Here is a 20,372-nt window from a genome sequence, read left to right on the forward strand (position 1 = left end):
GGCCTGGAGGTAGAGCAGGGCGGCGACGGCGGGGACCAGGACCAGGCGGGCGGGCAGCGGGAGGGTGATGCCGAGCATCCAGAGCATCCCGGCCAGGCCGAGGAGGAGGTGAAGGCGGCGGGCCGCGAGCGGGCCCGGGCGGGAGGCCAGGAGCGTCTTCACGACCGCACCGCCTGGGCCGACTTGCCGGTGAGGCCGGAGCGGGTGACCCAGCGGGGCCCGTTGCGCCACGGGGACGCGGCGGCGACGGCATCGGCCTCCTTGGGCGTCCACGCGGCCAGCTCGGCCTCGCGCTCGGCGCGGTGCTTCTCGTCGTTCAGCCGCTGGATCACGGTCTCGACCGCCAGGTCGGCCGCCTCGTCCGGGTCGGCGTCCTCGGACTCGACCAGCTCGGGGTTGGCGTCCAGGTTCGGCGCGGAGATCCGCACGAAGCCGCAGTCGACGCCCTCGGACTCGGCCGGCTCCGGGTTCGCGGCGAGCAGCATGTCGGCGAGCAGCCCCAGGCGGTGGGAGCGGGCGCCGCCGCCGACCTCGTCGATCCAGGCCTGGGCGTCGGCAAGCGTCTCGGCCGCGATGATCGCGCCGAACGAGCGGCTGGCGGGGGTGCGGTGCTTCGGGGTGGAAGAGGGCAGGATGGACACGCGGATCAGCTCCTGAAGTGTTGGTGGTCCGTGAGCGGCCCCGGGTGCCGGCGTGTGCAAGACGTCGGCGAAAAGCCCGGGGCCGTGCCCGTGAGTAGGGCATTTCTGGGCAGTGCAAACTAGGCCTTATCAGGCCTTTCGCCTCCTCCGGCTCGGCCGGATCGGCTTATGTCGGTACTGTAGGTACAGAACTTCGGACCGCGCAAGCCTTCTGTACGTACAGAATTGACGGAGCGTCGGAAACCGCAGCTCACTGCCGGTGCGCGCAGTCAAAACTCACCCGATCGGCCCCGGGTGGCGCGTGCCTCGACACGCTTCAGAGGGCGCGCGAGTAGCGACGGGCCATCAGAGACGCGCTATCTTCTGTACGTACAGATCAGACAGAGCCAAGGGAGCTCACGATGGCGACCGAGACACGGGCGCTGTGGCAGGTCGTTTACGACGACCTCCGCAGCCGGATCGACCAAGGGTCCCTACAGAAGGGCGCCCAGGTCCCCGGCGAGATCGCCCTCTCCGAGCAACATGGAGTCAGCCGTTCCACGGTCAGGTCGGCGCTGCTCCGTCTGGAGCAGGAGGGACTGATCACGGCCGGAAAGGGCAGGTTGGGCCGGACCGTCCGAGAGGACGAACCACTGATGTGGAACCTGCACGCCTTCGAGCGAGCCAACCGCAGGGACGACCCGGCCACTGGCATGGACGACTGGGCACGGGGCGTGGCGGACCAGGGTCGAACTCCGCATCAGGAGATCAAGCCGAGCCTGGAAATGGCGGAGCCGTCGGTGGGGAAGTGGCTACAGGTCGAAGCCGGCACCCCTGTGGTCCGTCGATCCCGGCGCCGGACCGTCGATGGCCGACCGTGGCAGCTCAGCGACAGCTGGTTCCCCGAGTGGGCGAAGGAGACCGTGCTCCTTACCCATGTTGAGGACCTAGTTCTACCTGGTGGCGCCTTGGCGCACCTCGGGCACCCGCAGGTGCGCACCCGCGACGAAATCCGCGTCCGAATGCCTTCGCCCACCGAAGCACAGCACCTCGAGATCCCGGTCGGCACCCCGGTCATGGAGCACGTCCGGATCGGCTTCGGATCCGACGACATCCCGGTCCGAGCCATGGTCACCGTTGCCCCTGGCGACCGTACAACCCTCGTCTACGAGCTGGAGGTCTGAATGCGTACCTACTCCGTCCGCCTCGCCACATCCGACGACGTCCCCGCGCTCATGGAACTCCGGAAGGAGGCCGAGCGGTGGCTCGCCGAGGCGGGGGTAGACCAGTGGTCCGACCAGGACCTCGGGGACCGTGCCATGCAGAGCTGGCTGACGAAGATCCGTGCTGGCCAGACCTGGGTTTTCCTCGACCAGGCTGGAGCCGCGGTAGCCACTATCAGCCGCGGCCAGGCCGACCAGGACTTCTGGCGAGAGGGCGACGACCTCGAGTCCGGCTTCTACGTCTACAAGCTGATCGTTGGCAGGTCCGAAGCCGGTCAGGGCCTCGGACGCCGCATCCTCGACTGGGCGTCACTGATCGCTGCGGCCGAGGACAAGGCCTGGCTGCGCCTGGACGTGTGGCGCAACAACAAGCGCCTACAGCGGTACTACGAGAAGGCCGGCTTCGCCCACGTCCGAACTGCTTCTCCAGAGCATCGGCTCAGCGGATGGATGGCTCAGCGAGAGGCTGGCACCGTCCTTCACCCTGAGCGGCTCCTACCGATCATCCCTTCGCCGCTCCCAGCTGGATTCCACGACCAACTGGTCGCGGCCGCGACCGGTCTCCAAGCCGTATCACGGCAGGTAAGCAGCCTCCTTGCCCAACTCAAAGGAACATCGACTCCGACCACGGGCAGACTTCGCTGGTCGTACGACCGGGCGCTGAAGGAGCTGCTCATCTCAAACAGTCAGCTCCACGACGCCGTGCAGCATGCCGAAACCGCACTGGCCGAGGTCCGATGCTTCCCCGCCTCGGACAACCCGGCTTGGGCCTCGGCTCCACGGCCTCCGGTGCAGCTGCTGAACGGAGACGGCCGTCCCCGCTAGCCCGGGCGGACGTTGGGTCAGTGAGCGCGAGACCTTATCCACAGGCGTGTGCCACTACTGTCTTCATGAAGCAGAGATCAGCAAGGAACGAGGGTGACGTGACCGGAGTGGGATGGCTGACGGTGGCCGAGGTGGCCGCTCGCTGCTCCGTGACACCGGCGACTGTCTACCGCTGGATCCGCGAGGGCACCGGCCCGCGTGTCGTACGCACGGGCCCGACCGGCCGTGGCATCCGCGTCCCCGCCTCCGCCGTGACGGAATGGGAGCAGCACCTGATGGGGCCGTAAAACACCGAAGGCCGACCTGCGGGAACAGGTCGACCTTCGCGGTACTGCAGTAGCCCGCTCGTGGGCCGGGAAGCCCGGCGAGCGGTGGTTCAAGCCCTCAGGGAGCAGCACGAGCCGATCAGGACCGAACACACAACAGAGCGCAGACCCCCGCGCCTCAAGACCCAGGATGCCAGACCTAGGCCTAGTGCTTCTACAGCACCCGGCCATCGGTTCATCCGAAGTGATCATGTGTGTTTGGTCCCGATGGCTCCGCTGCTGCTCCCGCCTATCCTCTGGGAGCCCCCGCAGTGGTCCAGCACGACCCGAACACCGATCACAGTGTGTTCGACATCACCGGCACGCCGAGCAAGGCCGCCATCTCCGCCCCGCACCACCAGGCCCTGCCGGCGGTGACCCGATGACTGCCTTCCTGGACGACCCGGCGGCGCTCGACGAGAGCCTCGAAATCGCGCTCGGGCGTCGCGCTCCCTTCACACAGGTTGGCGACTGGGTCCTCCTGTCCGGCGTCAGCGCACCCGCGCTCGCCCTCTATTGGGCGCTTAGCGCCCACATCAGCTCGCTGCGGGACGACACCGAAGTCTGGCCGGGTCTGGTGACGCTGGCGCGCATCCTCCAGCTGAAGAAGGTAGAGCAGGTCGCCCTCTACATGCTGGAGCTGGAGATCATCGGTGCGGTCGACGTCCGCCGCACCAAGCGCGGCCTGGTCCGGCGCAACAAGTACGTCGTGCACCAGACCCCGCCGGCCACCTACTGCGGCCCGCAGTCGACGGCCGACTGGTACGGCTCCAACCGGGCGGCGAAGGACGAGACGAAGGAGCAGACGAAGGTCCGGGAGGCACAGTTCGACGCCTGGCTGGAGGCCGTCCGGACTGCACTGAAGGCTGCCGTCAAGGCGGCCGCCGCCGAGCGCGCGGCGGCGCGGAAGGCCAAGCTGCCCGAGCCTGCGCTGCGCCCGTTCATCGGCCCCGAGCTGGCGTCGCTCCGCGTCTCGACGGAGCCTCAGCCCGCCCCCGCTCGTACCCCCGAAAATGGGGGTACGGCGCGACCTGCGAAGACGCGCAAATCCGCAGCTCAGCCCGTACCCCCATTTTCGGGGGTACGTACCCCCGAAAATGGGGGCCCCGTACCCCCGCCCATGGGGGTTGAACTAGACGAAGTAGAACTAGACGAAACATCTCTCTCTTCCGCCCCTCGTGCCGAAGCGGCACCCGAGGCCCCGGCCGGGGTCGTGACGGACGAGAGAGAGACCGAGGCTGCGCCCAACGACGAGCCCACCACCCCGCCCGCTCCGGTTGCCCCGGCGAAGCCGGAGAAGGTGCCGGACCTCGGCGTCGAGCTGACCTGGGAGCAGGGCCAGGCGGTGCAGGCGCTGTTCATGGCCTGGATGACCGCGCGAATGGTGTCCGGCAACGGGCGACACTCCAAGGGCTCGGCCGCCGAGCAGCAGTTCCGCGAGTCGGCCGCCGGCCTGGTGGCCAGTGAGCGGTTCCAGCCGGAGTGGCTGATCGAGCTGGCCGAGTGGATGGCTGCCGAGCAGCCGACCTGGGCCAACCTGGTCGGCGCGACCACCGCGCAGTCGCTGGGGGCCCCGGCCCAGCGCCGCACGCTGCCCAAGCAGCGCACCGCCCCGGTGGGCTGCCCGGATTGCGACCCGTACTCGCCCGGCTGGCACACCACCGAGGACGAGGCAGGCAAGGAGACCACCTTCCGGTGCTCCGCCGCCGTCCCCGCCATGGCCTGACCAGGCCGCCCACCACCACCGCCAACGAGAACGGCGGCCGGATGACCTTGCCCGGGTCCGGCCGCCGCATGACCTCACCTGGAGATCACCGATGACCGTACCGCCCCAGTCCCACGCCGACGACAACGCCCTCGACTGGACCGAGATCGACAACCAGGCTGGCCGCCGCGGCTCCGACCCCACCGGGATCGAGATCGTCCCGCCGCAGGACCTCCAGGCCGAGCGAGCCGTCCTCGGCGGCATGCTGCTGACCAAGGACGCCATCGCCGACGTCCTGGAGGCGAAGCTCAAGGGCGAGCACTACTACCGGCCCGCCCACGAGCTGATCCACCAGGCGATCCTCCACCTGTACGCGAAGGGCGAGCCCGCCGACCCGATCACCGTCGCCGACGAGCTCCTCAAGCGCGGCGAGCTCACCCGGACCGGCGGAGCCAGCTACCTGCACACCCTGGTCCAGTCGGTCCCCACCGCCGCGAACGCCGGCTACTACGCCGGCCCCGTCCTGGAAGCCGCCGCGCTGCGCCGCCTGCGCGAGGAAGCCGTGCGGATCGTCCAGAACGTCGACTCACGGGCCGGCGAGCCCGAGGAGATCGTCAACGAGGCCGGGAAGGCGATCCTGGCCATCGCCGAGCAGCGCGCCACCGACACCTACGCGTCCGCCGGCTCCGACCTGCAGGACGCGCTCGACTGGGTCGAGGCGACCGGCAACCGCAAGGCCGGTCAGATCAGCGGCGTCCCCACCGGCTTCGCCGACCTCGACAAGCTGACCGACGGCCTCCAGCCCGGCCAGCTGATCATCATCGGCGGGCGTCCCGGCATGGGCAAAAGCACCGCAGCCCTGGACATCGCCCGGACCGCCGCGATCAAGCACGGCGTGCCCAGCGCGTTCTTCAGCCTGGAGATGTCCCGCCGCGAACTCCAGCTGCGCCTGCTCTCGGCCGAGGGCAGGGTCGCGCTGCACCACCTGCGCACCGGCAACACCACCGACGACGACTGGGGCCGGATCGCCCGCGTCACCGGGCGCATCTCCGAGGCCCCGACGTTCATCGACGACGCCGCCGGCCTCACGATGATGGAGATCCGCACCAAGGCCCGCCGCCAGGCGATGTCCGACACCGGCCTGGGCCTGATGGTCGTGGACTACCTGCAGTTGCTCAAGACCGGCGGCCGTGCCGCCGAGAACCGTCAGCAGGAGGTCTCCGACCTCTCCCGCAACCTCAAGCTCCTCGCGAAGGAACTCGAGATCCCGGTCATCGCGCTCTCCCAGCTCAACCGCGGGCCCGAAGCCCGCACCGAGAAGAAGCCGGGCCTGTCCGATCTGCGCGAGTCCGGCGCGATCGAGCAGGACGCCGACATCGTGATCCTCGTCCACCGCGAGGACGCGTACGAGAAGGAGTCCCCCCGCGCCGGCGAAGCCGACCTGATCGTCGCCAAGCACCGCAACGGCCCCACCGCCACCATCACGGTGGCCTTCCAGGGCCACTACTCGCGCTTCGTGGACATGACCAGGGATGTGACCTGACCTGTGTAGGGTCTCGGCCCCCGTGTCGGAATCTCACCGCGATGTCGGATCGGAAGTCGGATACGACACCGGTCGTGAGACAGCCCAGGTCACAGGCTCGACAGGCGCCGCCGAACGAGGTGAACCGCCGAGTGGACGACACGGGCGTGAGATTCCAGCGTCCGACACGTCGTGAGACTGCTGACAAAGCCGCAGGTCGCGGGACCAGCGTCCGACACGAGCGGCGAGACCCTACAACCTGTGTAGGGTCTCGCGATCCGACAAGCGGCTCTGCCAGGCCATCGTCGACCGGCTCACCTTCGAGGCCCACATCATCGAGACCGGCACCCAGTCCTTCCGCCTCGCCAGCACCACCGCCAAGCGCAAGGCAGCAGCCGCAGCGGCCTGACCGACCGCTGGAGCATCCCCCGCCACCGGGCGGGCGCCACAAAGGCGCCCGCCCGTTCGCATTCCTGTCAGGGGACGCGACCGGGCGGGCGCCGTGAGAACCACGCTGCCGGTCGCCGCAGCCCAGCCCCGCCACCAGATCGCATCGCCCCAGGGCACCGGGGAAACGTCACCCGATCGGAGGTGGGGCCACTTCAATCCGTTCCTTCTCAACACCGCCCCGGGCCGTCACCCGGACGGCTCAAAAGTGGGGCCAGACGAAACCGTTCCAGTGGGGCCAAAACTCACCGGCGCAGACACGCAGGCCGTCCGTCACCCGTAAACGATCAGAAACGGCCCCGTGATCGCCTGTGGGCCCTCCCGGCGAGCCATTCGACGTCGGGAGGGCCCGCGGGCCGCCAGAGGGCCGCTCACGCCCCGTCGGTGGTCCCCGGCGGCTGCCGGTACGCCCGGGCGATCAGCGTCCGGCCCCAGCCCGGCCCAAACTCCGGTGTTCCGCCACCTTGTGCTCGGCGTGACGGGTGGTGGTGGCGTTCTCGGTCAGGTTCACCGGGGTCTCGGCCACTGCGAACAGCAGGATGAAGGCCGTCCGGCGGGCACCAACGGCCACAATGGGTTTATCGCCAACAGGCCTGTTGGAGCCGTTGGACCCAACAGACCGGACTGTGTGGGTGCGGGTGCCCCGGGGAAGTCTCGGGTCTTGGAGGTGGGGGCGGGTGCCCCACCCCGCGCGTCGCGTCCCCGTTCTGGCATTTGTGGCAGCCCTCACGCGTGCGCGCGTGGAAGCCGGTGATACGGAAGTTGCACGGGAGTAGGACAAGACCGGGACCGCCGCGGCGGCCGCCAGTGGTCAACGCGCCACCTGCGACCTGCGGCGATGCGCCAAACCAGCCCGATCAGGCCTGTTGGGGGCAACAGGTCCAACGCCGGGCGCGACACAAGGGCGGCCGGTGCCTACCGTGCCCGGCGTGTTGAACCTGCGCCGCCGCCGAGGCCGGCCCTCCCTGCTCTCCCCGGACGTCGCCGAGCGCCTGGTGGCCGCCGTGCGCGTCGGCATGCCGGTCTCGGCCGCCGCCGGGTGTGCCGGGATCGGCGAGCGCACCGTTCACCGCTGGCTCGCCCGAGGATGCGACGCCGCCCAGGCCCGGGAAGCCGGCCGCTGCGTCGACCGCGCGGACCTCGAGTACGCGGACCTCTACGAGAAGGTCCGCCAGGCACGGGCCGAGGCCCAGCTGCGGATGCTGCGCATCGTGCGCCAGGCCGCCGAAGGAGGGCAGCTCCTCAAGGACGTCATCCGGCACCGGACCAACCCGAGGACCGGGGTGGAGACCGTGGTGACCGAACGCCGGTGGAGCGCGCCGAACGTGCGCGCCGCCATCTGGTTCCTGGAGCGGGTGGCCCCGGAGCACTGGGGCCCGCGACCTCCCTACCCGACCCCGGACCCCGAGCCGGCCAGCACGTCCACCGGCCCGGCCGACGTCGACGCGCAGGCCCTCGCCGAGCGACTGGCCCGAACGCTCGCCGACCACCGGGCGCAGACCGACCCGGCACCCGCTGACCTGTCGCGGACGCGGCCGCCCGGAGTCGGCTGACCCGGTCTAAATGCGCCAAGTGCCAGGTGAGCGTTGGCCGTTCCCTCGCAGGTCGGGACAGTGATCCTCTGTCGCGGGTGGGATTCTCGCGGCTTGAATGCCAATTAATTATTGGCCAACACTGGACAGGCCTGCAATGAGTTGGCATTATTGAGGTTGTCGGGCCAGGGAGGCCCGGACAAACCAGAGGAGATCGACATGGGCGCGTACGAGGACATTGAGGCCACGTTCCGCAAGCTGGGCGTCGGCCACCTGGGCCGCGGCGAGAACGTCAACACCGGCACGGTGCACGGCGGCCAGCACGTCACCAACGGCGAGCGCACCGTCGTCAACGTCAAGGGCGAGCGCACCGTCGTCAACATCGAGGGCGACTACGTCGGCGGCGACCGCGTGGCCGGCGCCCACTTCGCCGGCGACTACGTGGCCGGGCACCAGGCCGACGTCGTCCACGGCGACCAGAGCGGCACCAGGTCCCCGAAGAAGCGCGGCTGGCGGCGTTGATCTCCTGAGGTGGCAGGCCCTGGCGTCCGCCCAGGTCCATGCCAAGGCCTGCACCGCGAGCTGACCGACCGACGCGCTGAACCGCAACTAGACCGTCACCAACCGCAGCTGAGAACACCGACGAAGGAGATCGACATGCGCGACATCGTCAGCAACCAGTTCCGTCACAACGGCGGGATCGCCCGCATCGAGCAGGACTCCGCCGGGCACTTGTTCGTGACCTGCTCCGGCTGCCGGAGTGAGGACTACGTCGCGGGCATGGCCCCCGCCCTCGGCCGCCTCGTCAGCGACCACCCCGGTACCCAAGTCGGTCGCTGACCCACCACCAGTGCCACAGCTCGAAGCGTCGGCGCCCCCGTTGGACCCAACAGGTCCAACGGGGGCGCCGACGCTTTCGGATTGAGATGCGCAGTTCCCCGGCGAACTTGTCGGTGTTTACGAACTGGCGGACCTGGGTTCCAGGTGGTGAAGGCCATCAGCTCCGGGGGCTGGTGTCCTTCGGCGACCTCTGGCGCTACTGGTACGCCCAGACGATCTCCAGCGCCCCGTTCTCCGCCGGGTCGAACTCGTTCGAGACCACGGCGTAGGCGACGGTGCTGCCGCCCTCCAAGCGGTCGAGCTCCTTGCCGCGCCTCGATGCCGCCCCGGAGCCGAACGACGACGGCGACCACTGGCCGTATGTCGACCACGCCGACATGGTCGGCGGTGCGGGCAGCATGATCCGCTCCGCCGTCCGGGGCCTGACGTAGCGCAGGCTCCCCCCTTGATCGCTCCATCATGGCGCGGGCCGTCCGGCCCGCGCCTTCGGCGTTTTCGGGGGCGCGAGATGACGAACCCCCGGCCCGTCGGGGGGTGCCCGTTGTCGGGGGGGATGGACCCAATGGGTCGGTTGGCGGCTCGATGAACCGGCCGGTCGGATGGATCTCTGCCGATCGGGAGTGCTCCCCGCCTTGTTCTGCGCGTGTGCAGGTGATCCGACGAGGCGTTAAACCTGTGATCCATGTCACTCGCTCACGTTTGCAGGGATGTGCATGCGCTCGAATCCGCAGGTCAGCACGCTGCGTGCATTTTCTCTCACTTACGGTCATCAAATGATCGCTGAATCGGATCAACGCGGGCCCCTCTCGCAACGGTTCTCCCTGTGCGCCCCACGGGGCGTCGGCGCACCGTCCGGTGCGCCGGACACCGGAAAGAGCAGAGAGGGGGGAGCAGCGTGGGGCAGTCTCTGGGGCCCTGTCGGATACCGGTGAGTGCCGGTGTCGTCAGGAGGATCCGGGAGAAGCGCGACGCGGTGGGCCGGTGTGTCCGCCTCGCTTCCCAGGTGCCGGGGGCCGTCTCCGGTGCCCGTCGCCGCCACGGCGACCTCTACCGGATCACCCTCGCCGGCTGCGCGGCAGCGGGCGACCGTCGTGCAGGAGGCACGGTGACGACGCCGTTCTCGGGCGATGACCAGGAGGTCCTGGAGCAGGACTCGGTGCGGTCGCTCGCCCTCGACTTCACGGTCTTCTACGTGGAGGAGGAGGTCAGGTGGCTGCGCTACGCCCTCGGCAAGCTCCGGAACCGGGCCGACGCCGAGGACGCCATGCAGGACGCGGGGATCCGGTTGTACGAGAAGTGGGACCGCGCCCTGGGCGGTCCGGACGTTCGCGCTGTGCAGGCCTTCGCCTGGAAGCTGGTGCGGGATGCGGTGGCCGACACGTTCCGCCGCCGTGGGCGGGCGGACGCGAAGACGGCGAAGCTGATCCGGCACACCGGCCCGGAGGGCACCGGCCACGAGCCGATGGACCAGCTGGTGGACCGCGACGCGCTGCGCTGGGCGCTGGAGGAGTTGGCGACGGCGTACCCGGTGCAGGCCGAGGTGGTGCGGTTGCGCCAGCTCGCGGTGGACTACCCGACCATCGCCCTGGTCTGTGACATCGCTCCGAGCACGGCGCGGACGTACTACTCCCTGGGCACGCGTCACATGGAGTACCTGCTCGACCCCCGGAGTGATCACCAAGGACGAGGGGACCTGACGTGAACATCCACAAATTGCTGCGGGACGACGCCGAGGAACTGGGACGGGAGCTTGAAGGGCATGACCCGCTGGCGAGCTTGCGGCGTCTCGCCGTACGCATTGCAGAGGGGGAGCGACCGGCCCCCACCCGCACCGTCGGGCGGTCCGGGCGAACCCCGGCGGCCCCCCGGACGGCCACGGCACCGCCCGTCTCGGCCGCACGCGCCCCGCAGAAGCGCGAGCACCTGGACGTGGTGGCCGCCTCCGGTCGGGCCGATCTGCGCCGTGACCTGGAGCACCTCTGTGCGGCCGTGGTGAGCGAGGCGCCTCCCGAGTCGATCGCCGACACGCTCGCCGGCCTTGACTGCGACGAGGCCGCCGCGCGGGTGGTCGGCTGCCTGATGTACCTGCTGGGGCAGTCGCCGTGGGCGGAGTTCTGGTGGGGGGTGGCGGCGGGCGCGGACGACGAGCTCGCCGCCCACCTTCTCGCGGTTCACTTCGCCGGGACCGGGCACCGGGAGAAGGCCGGCATCTGGCAGCGGCGGGCGACGGAGGTCGCCGAGGACGCCCTGCCTGTACGGGGCGCGGTGTGCCCGGACGGCCCGGCTGAGGCGGCCAAAGTGCTCACCGTGCATGTCGAAGGAGCGGGTGAGCAGGCGCTGCTCGACATCGTCGAACGGTGGCCGGCGACCCCGCCGACCGTCACGCAGCCGCAGCCCGCGGCCGTGGGCACACGCCGGGTCGCTCGCGGCAGGCCGCCTCGCCGCCGGCTCGTCGAGGCGCTCAGCTGGTGACAGGAGGCCGCCCTCGCGGCGGTGGCCGCTGCTGCGGCGCGCGCGCCGGAACTTGGTCGCCGGCGCGGCACAGGCGGCGGGGGCAGCCCTGGCCGGAGCCGTCGTGGGCCAGTTCGTTGCCGCCGCGGCCGAGGTGATCCACCTGCTCGTAGGAGGTCGCTGAACAACCGAAGCCCCGGTCCGGCAGCAACGAAGCCGGACCGGGGCTTCTGGCATTCATGGCACCCGCTTACACGCGTGCGCGTGAGGGGCCGTGGCCGGGCACTTGTTCGTGACCGGCGGCTGCCAGCGGCCATCCGGTGAACCGGCGCCCGGACGACCCCGAGAACGGCGCCGGCCGTGACCGGCTCGCCCGTCCCGGCCCGGCGCGCGACGCTGGAGGTATGACCAGCCGGCCCCGGCGCTGCGCGCTGTGCTCGGCGACGCTGCCCGACGGCTGCTCGGCGCAGCGCCGCTACTGCTCCCAGGCCTGCCGCGCCCAGGCGTACCGAGAACGCCGCCGCACCCGCCGGATGACCGCCGTCGGCGCGCTCGCCTTCTTCTCCCGCGAGGACGAAGCGATCGGCTGGCCCCGGCTGTTCTGCCCGGTCTGCGGCACGATCCTGTTCCTCGGCTCCAAGCTGCGCCGGGACGCCTACTTCTGCTCCGGGCGGTGCCGGACCCGGGCCTGGCGGCTCCGCAAGGAGGCGGCCGTCGTGACGTCCAGCCGTCACGGCACCCGCCCGGTCGGCGCGGATCCGGCCCTGGTGACGGCTGGACGTGACAACCGGTGACGCCTGGACGTGACACCGGCTCCGACCTGCTGGTCAAGGGGCTCCGTCGGCCCCGGGACAAGGGGTCGGCCAGACGTCGGACAAGGGGGTCCGTGGTACGGCGGCGCCCCCGTCGGACCTGTTGGGTCCAACGGGGGCGCGGGGTCGTCCGGCCGGTTCGGTCAGCCGTCCGGGTCGAGGTCGGGCGACCAGTCGCGTCGAAGCCGGTCACACAGACACGAGCCGGGGCCCGGCCGCTACTTGGTGCCGTACGCGGCCTGCAGACGGGTGAGCAGGTCGCGCGCATCGTCGGCGGAGAAGGCGGTCACGGCGTCGGGGTCGTCGTCCGCGACACCGATCTCCATCTCGCCGGCGGCGTTCTTCGTGAGCTGGATGGGCGGCTGGGACATCCACATCACGTCGATGCCGCGCCGGACCACCACGGCCACCAGGCCGGGCGCCATCACTGCCGCGCCGTTCGCGCCGCCGGGCCCCATGAGCAGATCGGCCAGGGCCTCGGTGGCGTCGTCGCCGCGCACGCTCGTGCTGTTGAGAGCGATCTCCCCGCCGCCGACGTGCGTGAGCGTCACCGCCATGTGGGTGCAGTCCTCGAACCGCTGCCACGGCGGGGTCTTCCAGGTGAAAGTCATGCCCACATCCCTGCCCACGCCCGCGGCCCCTACGCCGGCAACGGTCGGACCGCGCGGACGCACCGCGCCCCCGCCGGACCTGTTGGGTCCAACGGGGGCGCGGGCGGCGCAGCGAGGGCCGGTCAGCCGTCCAAGTCCAGGTCCGGCGACCAGTCGTTCATCGCGGCCAGACTGCGGGCGGCGTGCGAGCTGCGGGCCTGGGTGGGCCGACCGCCGCCTGCGCCGTAGTTGTCGATCCAGGCGAGACCGGAGCGGTCGAGCACCTTCTTCGCCCGGGTGACGGTGACGTACGCGAGCATCATGTCCTCGCGCCGCGGCGGCGGAACCACCCCCGTCTTCTCGTCCGGCTTCGGTTCGGTGAAGTCGTCGCAGACCGCGACGGTCCCCCACTCGCGGCCCTTGGCCTTGTGCGCGGTCGAGATCGTCACGTCCGCGCTGTGCTCGTGTACCAGCCGGCCGCAGGCCTTGAGGATGCCTTCGGCGCCGTGCGAGTCGATCAGGCGCACGAAGGTGCGCAGGTCCCCGGCGGACTTGTCCTGGGCCACGTACTGGCGGACCTGGTCCCAGGTGGTGAAGGCCGTCAGCTCCGGGTGGCTGGTGCCCTTGCCGTTCTGCAGGGTGATGGCGGCCTCGGCCAGGGCCTTGATGGCCCCGGCGCCGCCGGCCAGGGCCGGGCGCTTGTTCGCGGCGAGCGCGAGGATGGCCCGGCGCATCGCCTCGGCGTTGGTGCGGCACAGCAGGGCCTCGGGCCGGTCCAGGCCGCCGATGGTCACCCGGGTGGCGGAGCCGGAGCCGGTCAGCCGCATGCGGCTGCCGAGCAGGGTGAGCCACTTGTTGGCCTCGTCGGCGACCTCAGGGCCGAAGCGCCACGACTCGGACAGCTGCAGGCGCCGGCGGGCGGGCCACATGGCCAGGGCGTCGACGGCTCCGCGCCAGCCGTAGATCGCCTGGTTCGAGTCGCCGACGGCGATCCGCTGGGCGTGCTCCTGCGCCTGGACCAGGTCGGCGACGACCGGGTTGGAGTCCTGCGCCTCGTCCAGCAGCACGTAGTCGGCTCGAAGCTTCGGGCTGCTCAGCGCCCACGCCTTGAGGTAGTGGTCGTGGGCGTAGTGCAGCTGCCCGCGCGGCGAGGTGACGTCTTCCCAGGCCGCCCTCGCGTACGGCAGCACCGCCTCGCGCAGCAGCCGCTCCTCCCGGTCGGTCAGCCCCTTCGGCGGCCGCACGTGGTGGGTGGCGACGAGGCGGTCGTCGGAGTAGCAGAACTGCTGCAGCGCCTCCAGGGCGAGGCGGGCCTGCGTCTCCGGGGTCAGCACCAGGTCGGCGTTGACGCGCAGCGGCTCCAGGATGCGCAGGATCTCCGCCGAGCGGCTGGCCGGCACCCGCGGCCCGTTCAGGCGGGCCTTCATGCCGTCGCTGGTGGCCCGGTAGGCCAGGGAGTGGGCGGTGCGGCAGTCGATGCTCGCCGGGAACGACCTCTTGGCCTCGTCGGCGGTGACCTTGTTGAACGCGATGTACAGGCCGCGCCGGGAGCCGAGGGCGGTGGCGACCATGCGCAGTGTCGACGTCTTGCCGGTGCCGGCGCCGGCCTCCACGACCAGGTCGCCGCCGCCGAGGCAGGCGTCGACGATGGCGTGCTGCTCGTCCGTCGGGACCAGGCCTGCGATCGGCGCCCGGTCCGGCGCCGCGCGGCGCGGCTTCGCCAGCGCGGTGGCCCTAGCCGCGGCGGCCGGTCCCTCGATCGCGGCGACCAGCGCGGCGGGCAGCTCCTCCTGCCCGGGGGCGGCCGGCGCCGGGGCCTTCACGGCCCGCGGCTCGCGCAGCCGCTCGCGAGTCTCCTGGAGGTCGAGCGGGCGCAGCTCGACACCGAGCACGGCGTACATCCCTTTCAGCCCGTTGCGCACCGCGCGGGCGTGCCGGATGAACGCGGCGAGTTGCTCGTCGTCGAGCGGCATCAGGTGCAGCTGCTCGGCGGCGGCGAGAGGGGCGACGTCGCGCAGCAGGGCTCGGGCCTGGTCGAGCAGCGCGGGGCCGGTGGTGGCTCTCTGGCGCTGGCGCAGCGCGGCCTGGCGGCAGGCCTGGCTGCAGTAGAGCGCCGTCCGTCCGGTCTTCTTGCGAGCGGGCAGCGGCTTGCCGCACATCCCGCCGTCACCGCCCCCGCGAGCGGGAGCGGTGCACAGTCCTGTGGTCCCCTCAGATTCCGTCACAAGAAGTAATTGTGACGAAACCCGGGGCATGGTCACAAGCGCGCGTCTGGCCTTTCCCTCGAACGATTCCGTCGCCAGGGCGAATCACCTCACCGGCCAACGCCAAGCCCATCGGCAAAAACAGACCCGACATCACGACAAAACCAGACACAACGACCAAACGAGCGCCACAGAAACCAGCACACCGACCAAGCAACTTGAACCGCGACAACCATCAAGCCGATACTGACCACACAAAACGATCAAGCCATAGACCATGAACATATGCCTGGGTATCTCCGATACACGGCCGCTGACGGCGTCAGCGCGAGGGCACTGGGCGAGGTGAGGCGCAGGCGTTTGTCGGGCCGTCACGGGGGCGGCCTGGGGGCATAGAGGAGGGGATTCGTCGCGTGGCTGTCACGGCGATCCGCTCCGAGGCGCAGATCGAATACCGCCTGATCGAAGGCGACGGTTGCGACCGCGAACACCAGAAAGCCCCCGGGCCCGGCGGGCAGCACCCTGATCACGGCGCGGCCGCAGCCGTCGAATACCGCCTGGACGGCACGGCGCGACCGCTGGAGTGGATCGGCGCCGGTCTGGCCGAGGTCGGCCTGGTGGCTGGCGAGCGGGTCGATCCGAAGGCCGCCCGCGCCCTGATGTCGGGCCAGCACCCGGCCACCATGGAGCAGCTGACGAACCCGGTGTGGCGGGTTGCCGATGCCGGGAAGCTCGGCGCGGCGCCGCTGCTCGCCGCCCTTCGGGAGGCCGCCGAGCGGGCCGGCGCGGCGTCGCCGGCCGCCCTGCTGCCGACCCGGGATCTGCGCGAGCGCCTGGCCCGCCTTGAGCGGATGGACCGCCGTGACCGCGGCGAGCACCGCGCCCCGGTGACCGCTCTCGCGCAGCTGGCCACCGCCGCCGGCATCGAGCTGGAGAGCGTCTACCGCGGCGCCGCGCTGGCCTCGGCGTGGCGGCACTGCGGCGACCGCGAGCGCGTGGACGTCGCCGGAGACGACATCGGCTTCACGCTCCCGAAGTCCGTCTCGACCGCGTGGGGACTCGCCTCGGCAGAGGTGCGGGACATCGTCGAGGAGGAGTTCCTGGCCTCGGTTCGCGCCGCGGTGGGCTCGTTGGAGACCTGGTGCTCGTATGGCGTCAGCGGCCACCAGGGCGACGGAGAGATCGCCGAACGCGTCGCCTCCTCCGGGTTCCTCGGCTGGATCATGACCCACAAGAGCGCCCGACCGGTCAAGGGATCGGTGGGCGATCCGCACCTGCACGCGCACGTCGTCCTGGCCCGGATGGTGAAGTGCGAGGACGGGAAGTGGCGCTCCCCGGCATCCGGCGGCCGGGACATCCGCCGCCACTCCCACGCCGCGAACGAGCTCCAGAAGGCCCTGTTCCGCACCGCCCTGACCGAGCGCCTGGGCGTCGAATGGGAGTACAACCCGGCGAACCGCGAGTGGGAGATCGGGGCCGTCCCCACCGAGCTGCGCGGCACGTTCTCCCGCCGCAACCGGGAGATTCTCAAGGCCGGCGGGGCCGAGCTGAGCACCGCGCAGCGCCGCGTCCTGGCCGCCAGGCAGCGCGAGGCCAAGCAGGACCTCGCCGAGGTGGACGTCCTCGCCAAATGGCACGCCAACGCCGTCAAGGTGCTCGCCGACCGGCACGGCCGCGGCGGCGAGGATCGCCTTCGGCAGGTCCTGGCCGCCGCGTTCCCGGGGTCGGCCGGCCCCGGTGAAGGCCTCGATCTGCCGTCCGTCACCGAGCTCGCCGCGCAGATCTTCGACCCCGAGAGCGGCGTCACCAGCAAGCACAAGGACTTCTCCAAGGCGCAGGCCCTGGCCGAGGTCGCCCGCGCGCTGCCGCCCGGCCTGTACGGGCACCTGGAGCTGGAGACGCTCACCGACCAGGTCCTCACCGAGGCCGGGTACGCGGTCGCGCTGGCGGACCTGCACGCCTCCCACCACACCAACGCGGACCGGTACACCACGGTGGACGTGCTGGCCGCCGAGCAGGTCATCACCACCGTTCCGGCGGAGCGGATCGCCAGCCATGCCGCCATCGTGGACCCGGCCGCGGCCACCCGCCACGTGGACCGGTTCGAGGCCGGGAAGCGGCTGCGGCTGAGCGCCGAGCAGCGCGCCTCGGTGCTGCGGCTGCTGAGCGCCGGCCACGGCGTCGACACCGTCGAGGGCCTGGCCGGGGCCGGCAAGACCACGATGCTCGCCGCCGCCCGGCACGGCTGGGAGCAAGCCGGGATGACGGTCGCCGGCGCCGCGATGATGGCGGTCGCCGCACAGAACCTGCAGGCCGAATCCGGCATCGCCTCCGCCACCGTGGCGTCCTGGCTGCTGCGGATCGCCGACGGCGAAGGCCTCGCCGGAATCGACGTCCTGGTCGTCGACGAGGCGGCGATGGCCGACGACCGAACCCTCGCCAAGCTCCTCGCCCACACCGCCGAAACCGGCACCAAGCTTGTGCTGGTCGGCGACGAGCAGCAGCTGCAGCCGATCGGCATCGGCGGCGGCTTCGCCGAGATCCACCGCGCCGTCCAGGGCCTGGCGCTGAAGGAGAACCGCCGCCAGCGCGCCGCCGTCGAGCGCGAGGCGCTGACCGTCTGGCGCACCGGCGGGCGCTCCACCGCGCTCGCCCGGCTCGCCGACGCCGGGCACGTCCACGCCACCGAGACCGGCGAGCAGACCACCGCCGAGATGCTCACCGCCTGGAGCACCGAGCGCCGCCGCTGGTCCGATCCGCACGACAACCTCAAGCACCTGCTGCTGCTCGCCGGACGCAACGCGGACGTCGACGCCCTGAACAGCGGAGCGCGCGCGATCCGCCGCGCGGCCGGCGAACTCGGCGAAGACCACGCCTTCACGCTCACCGACGGCCGCGTGCTCGACTTCGCCGTCGGAGACCTGGTCCGCACGAAGGCCAACGACCGCCGTTCCCGGCGCACCAGCGGCGCCCAGCCGGACGTCCTCAACGGCTACCGGGGCGTGGTCCTGGCCGCCGACGACAACGGCGTCCTCGTTCAGTGGCGGCGAACCGCCGGCCCCGACCAGGTCGTCACCGAGCAGGCCTGGCTGGCGGCCGACCAGATCGCCGACGGCGCGCTCACCCACGCTTACGCGATGACCGTCACCGCCGCCCAGGGCCTGACCGCCACCCGCGCCCTGGTCAACGGAACCGGCGCCGACGCCTTCACCCTGTACCCGGCGATCACCCGCGCCAAGGAGCGCAGCGACCTGTGGCTGCCCCTGCACACCGTCGAGGACGAGGGCACCCGGGCGAGGCTCGGCGACCCGGCCACCCCCGGCCAGTTGCTGCTGCGCGCCGTCTCCGCCTACGGCAAGTCGCTGGACGCCGACCGCGCCGAAGGCCTGATCTCCGGCCGGGTGGCCGGGCACGGGCCTGTTGGACCCAACACCCCCAACAGCGGTGACGGACCCGGTAGCGCGGGCCCGGGTCGCCCGCCGCGCACTCCCAGCGGCCCCCAGCCGGACGGTCCCGGCGGTGGCGGCGGCCTCGCCCTTCGCACCGCCGACCCCGCCGTGCTGCTCGCCACCGTGGAGCCGGCCGCAACACTCCCGGGCCCGGAAGTCCGCCGGCTCCAGCAATTCCCGGAGCGGCCGCAGGCCTCGCTCCGGCAGCCGGAGGCGGCCGCGGTGCTGGACCTCTGGCGTACCCGCACCGCCGGGCCCCAGACCGGGGAACCGGCCGGGCGCCAGGACATCGACGCCCTGGTCGAGGCGGCCCGCGACCGGACCAGTGCCGACCGGCCCCGCACCGAGGACCTCGCCGCCCAGCGAGGCCGCCAGGCCCGGACCCGGCGGACCACCGCGACCACCGGCACCCACCGCGCCACCACCCGGACCGCCGTCGACCAGGCCGAGCGCGACGACCGGCAGCCGCACCGCAGCGGGCGCCTTGGCCGGCTCGCCCGCGCCGCCGAGCAGCGAGCCGCCCACCACCAGGCCGACCCGGTCGCCGACCGGATCCGCACCGCCCGGCGGCAGGCGACGACGGCGGCCCTCGCCGAGCGCCCGGCCCCGGTCGAGCACCGCGACCAGGACCAGACGCAGCGCAGCGGCCGGGCCGCGCAGCTCGCCCGCGCCGCCGAGCGCCACCGCTCCCGGAACCACGCCCAGGAGCAGCACGCCGAGCGGCCGGCTCCGGCGGCCGAACCGCTCCAGGCCGCCACCGTGGTGCAGGACCGGCAGCAGGCGGCCCCGGTACCGGCCGCGCCGACCGTCGACCCGGCCTACCTGGCGGCCGTCGCCGAGCAGGCCCGCGTCCTGGCCGCGGAGCAGGACGCCGCCCGCAAGGCCGAGGCCGAGCAGCGCGTGGCCCGACTGGCCGCCGACGCCGCGATCCCCTCGTGGCGCCAACGCGAGTTCGGGCACGTCATCGCCGTCAAGCGCGCCCACGAATCCGCCCTGGAGAAGGCAGGGGAGGCGGAGAAGCTCGCCTCCGCCGCCCAGCGCGCCGTGGACGCACTCGGCCCGGTGCTCGGCACCGACCGGGCCCCGGCCGCCGCGATCGTCGCCGAACTGGTCGGCTGCCTGGACCAGTCCGAGCGGCAGCTGCGGCGCGTCGACGAGCTCACCCGGCAGGCCGACGAGACCAACAAGAAGATCCTCGCCCTGTGGGAGGAACAGCGCCGCGAGTACCGGATCAAGGAACTGGTTGAGGAGAAGGCCGCCAAGCGGTTCACCAAGCTCACCCTCCGCGCGCCCGGCATGCGCGAGGCGGCCGACGCCATCGGCGACCGGCTCACCGAACGCCGCACGCTGATCGACCAGCTCGACCGGCAGCGCAACGAACTGCAGAACGCCGCCCGGGAAGCCGAGCGCGAAGCCTGGAAGCTACGCGGCCGCTCCCAGGTCCAGCGCGACGAGACCCCCGAGGACCACCGCGCCCGGATCACCCGCCACGCGAACCGCACGGACACCAACACCTACCAGCGCGCCGTCTCCGAGGCCGAGCGGCACCGCACGAGCGCCGCAGGCCACCGGCAGCGCGCCGAGGGCCTGATCGAGGAGGCCCGGCTGCGCAAGCAGATGTCGCCGGAGCGCACAGCGGCCGAGGACACCCGCCGTCAGGAGCACCGCGCCCGGATCCAGGAGCAGCGCCGCCAGGAGCAGCAGCGCCTGCAGGAGCAGTACCGCCAGGAGCGGTACTACCGGGGGCCGGAGCCGCCGAGCCACCGCGGGCCGAGCCTCGGTCGCTGACGGCCCGGCGGAAAGACAGTCGGCTGATCCCTGTGGTGCCGGGCCGCTTGCCGCGCCCG

Annotated in this window: 16 protein-coding genes; 12 read left to right on the top strand and 4 right to left on the bottom strand. The window is 71.8% G+C overall.

Translation table 11 applies throughout. From position 1 onward, the window contains the following. Positions 1-158 precede the first annotated feature (158 nt). Positions 159-641, bottom strand: coding sequence for a hypothetical protein (locus A6F73_RS38610; protein WP_063353144.1), 483 nt, complete (start codon positions 639-641; stop codon positions 159-161). 401 nt (positions 642-1,042) lie between these two features. Here A6F73_RS38610 and A6F73_RS38615 point away from each other — a divergent pair, with 401 nt between their 5' ends. The 8 genes from A6F73_RS38615 (at position 1,043) to A6F73_RS38650 (ending at position 9,019) form a co-directional block, all read left to right on the top strand. Next, on the top strand, positions 1,043-1,804 hold the full coding sequence (locus tag A6F73_RS38615; protein ID WP_063353145.1) for a GntR family transcriptional regulator: 762 nt from the start codon (positions 1,043-1,045) through the stop codon (positions 1,802-1,804). Beyond that, complete coding sequence (locus tag A6F73_RS41185; RefSeq protein WP_063353146.1) at positions 1,805-2,668, top strand: GNAT family N-acetyltransferase; 864 nt, start codon at positions 1,805-1,807, stop codon at positions 2,666-2,668. A gap of 98 nt (positions 2,669-2,766) precedes the next feature. Next, positions 2,767-2,955, top strand: a complete 189-nt coding sequence (locus A6F73_RS42075) for a helix-turn-helix domain-containing protein (protein WP_063353147.1) — start codon at positions 2,767-2,769, stop codon at positions 2,953-2,955. A gap of 400 nt (positions 2,956-3,355) precedes the next feature. Beyond that, positions 3,356-4,699 carry a hypothetical protein gene (locus tag A6F73_RS38630; protein WP_063353148.1) on the top strand — a complete coding sequence of 448 codons (1,344 nt, stop codon included), beginning with the start codon at positions 3,356-3,358 and terminating at the stop codon, positions 4,697-4,699. A 91-nt stretch (positions 4,700-4,790) separates the two neighbouring features. Beyond that, positions 4,791-6,221, top strand: a complete 1,431-nt coding sequence (gene dnaB, locus A6F73_RS38635; protein ID WP_063353149.1) for a replicative DNA helicase — start codon at positions 4,791-4,793, stop codon at positions 6,219-6,221. A gap of 1,355 nt (positions 6,222-7,576) precedes the next feature. Beyond that, the gene (locus A6F73_RS41190) at positions 7,577-8,200 is read left to right on the top strand and encodes a hypothetical protein (RefSeq protein ID WP_159398777.1); all 624 of its coding nucleotides are present in this window, start codon (positions 7,577-7,579) and stop codon (positions 8,198-8,200) included. 198 nt (positions 8,201-8,398) lie between these two features. Next, positions 8,399-8,701 (top strand): hypothetical protein, encoded by a 303-nt coding sequence (locus A6F73_RS38645; protein WP_063353151.1) that lies wholly within the window; start codon positions 8,399-8,401, stop codon positions 8,699-8,701. A 135-nt stretch (positions 8,702-8,836) separates the two neighbouring features. Further along, positions 8,837-9,019 carry a hypothetical protein gene (locus A6F73_RS38650; RefSeq protein WP_063353152.1) on the top strand — a complete coding sequence of 61 codons (183 nt, stop codon included), beginning with the start codon at positions 8,837-8,839 and terminating at the stop codon, positions 9,017-9,019. Between the two features lie 196 nt (positions 9,020-9,215). On the opposite strand, the gene A6F73_RS42080 is transcribed toward A6F73_RS38650, so the two are convergent. Next, positions 9,216-9,419 carry a hypothetical protein gene (locus tag A6F73_RS42080; protein ID WP_159398778.1) on the bottom strand — a complete coding sequence of 68 codons (204 nt, stop codon included), beginning with the start codon at positions 9,417-9,419 and terminating at the stop codon, positions 9,216-9,218. A gap of 705 nt (positions 9,420-10,124) precedes the next feature. On the opposite strand from A6F73_RS42080, the gene A6F73_RS38655 reads away from it, so the two are divergent. The 3 genes from A6F73_RS38655 (at position 10,125) to A6F73_RS38665 (ending at position 12,264) form a co-directional block, all read left to right on the top strand. After that, a complete protein-coding gene (locus A6F73_RS38655; RefSeq protein WP_063353153.1) occupies positions 10,125-10,721 on the top strand; it encodes a sigma-70 family RNA polymerase sigma factor in 597 nt (198 codons plus the stop codon). Next, positions 10,718-11,491 carry a hypothetical protein gene (locus A6F73_RS38660; RefSeq protein ID WP_063353154.1) on the top strand — a complete coding sequence of 258 codons (774 nt, stop codon included), beginning with the start codon at positions 10,718-10,720 and terminating at the stop codon, positions 11,489-11,491. Before A6F73_RS38655 ends, A6F73_RS38660 begins: the two co-directional genes overlap by 4 nt. Positions 11,492-11,874: 383 nt before the next feature. After that, the gene (locus A6F73_RS38665; RefSeq protein WP_063353155.1) at positions 11,875-12,264 is read left to right on the top strand and encodes a hypothetical protein; all 390 of its coding nucleotides are present in this window, start codon (positions 11,875-11,877) and stop codon (positions 12,262-12,264) included. A 236-nt stretch (positions 12,265-12,500) separates the two neighbouring features. Here the strand turns inward: A6F73_RS38665 and A6F73_RS38670 are convergent, their stop codons facing one another. Then, positions 12,501-12,893, bottom strand: a complete 393-nt coding sequence (locus tag A6F73_RS38670) for a hypothetical protein (protein WP_063353156.1) — start codon at positions 12,891-12,893, stop codon at positions 12,501-12,503. A 122-nt stretch (positions 12,894-13,015) separates the two neighbouring features. Next, the gene (locus A6F73_RS38675; RefSeq protein WP_208869277.1) at positions 13,016-15,031 is read right to left on the bottom strand and encodes a UvrD-helicase domain-containing protein; all 2,016 of its coding nucleotides are present in this window, start codon (positions 15,029-15,031) and stop codon (positions 13,016-13,018) included. A gap of 458 nt (positions 15,032-15,489) precedes the next feature. On the opposite strand from A6F73_RS38675, the gene mobF reads away from it, so the two are divergent. Next, positions 15,490-20,313 (top strand): MobF family relaxase, encoded by a 4,824-nt coding sequence (gene mobF / locus A6F73_RS38680; RefSeq protein WP_063353157.1) that lies wholly within the window; start codon positions 15,490-15,492, stop codon positions 20,311-20,313. Positions 20,314-20,372 lie beyond the last annotated feature (59 nt).

The sequence above is a fragment of the Streptomyces sp. MJM8645 genome, assembly GCF_001625365.1.
Lineage (GTDB): Bacteria > Actinomycetota > Actinomycetes > Streptomycetales > Streptomycetaceae > Kitasatospora.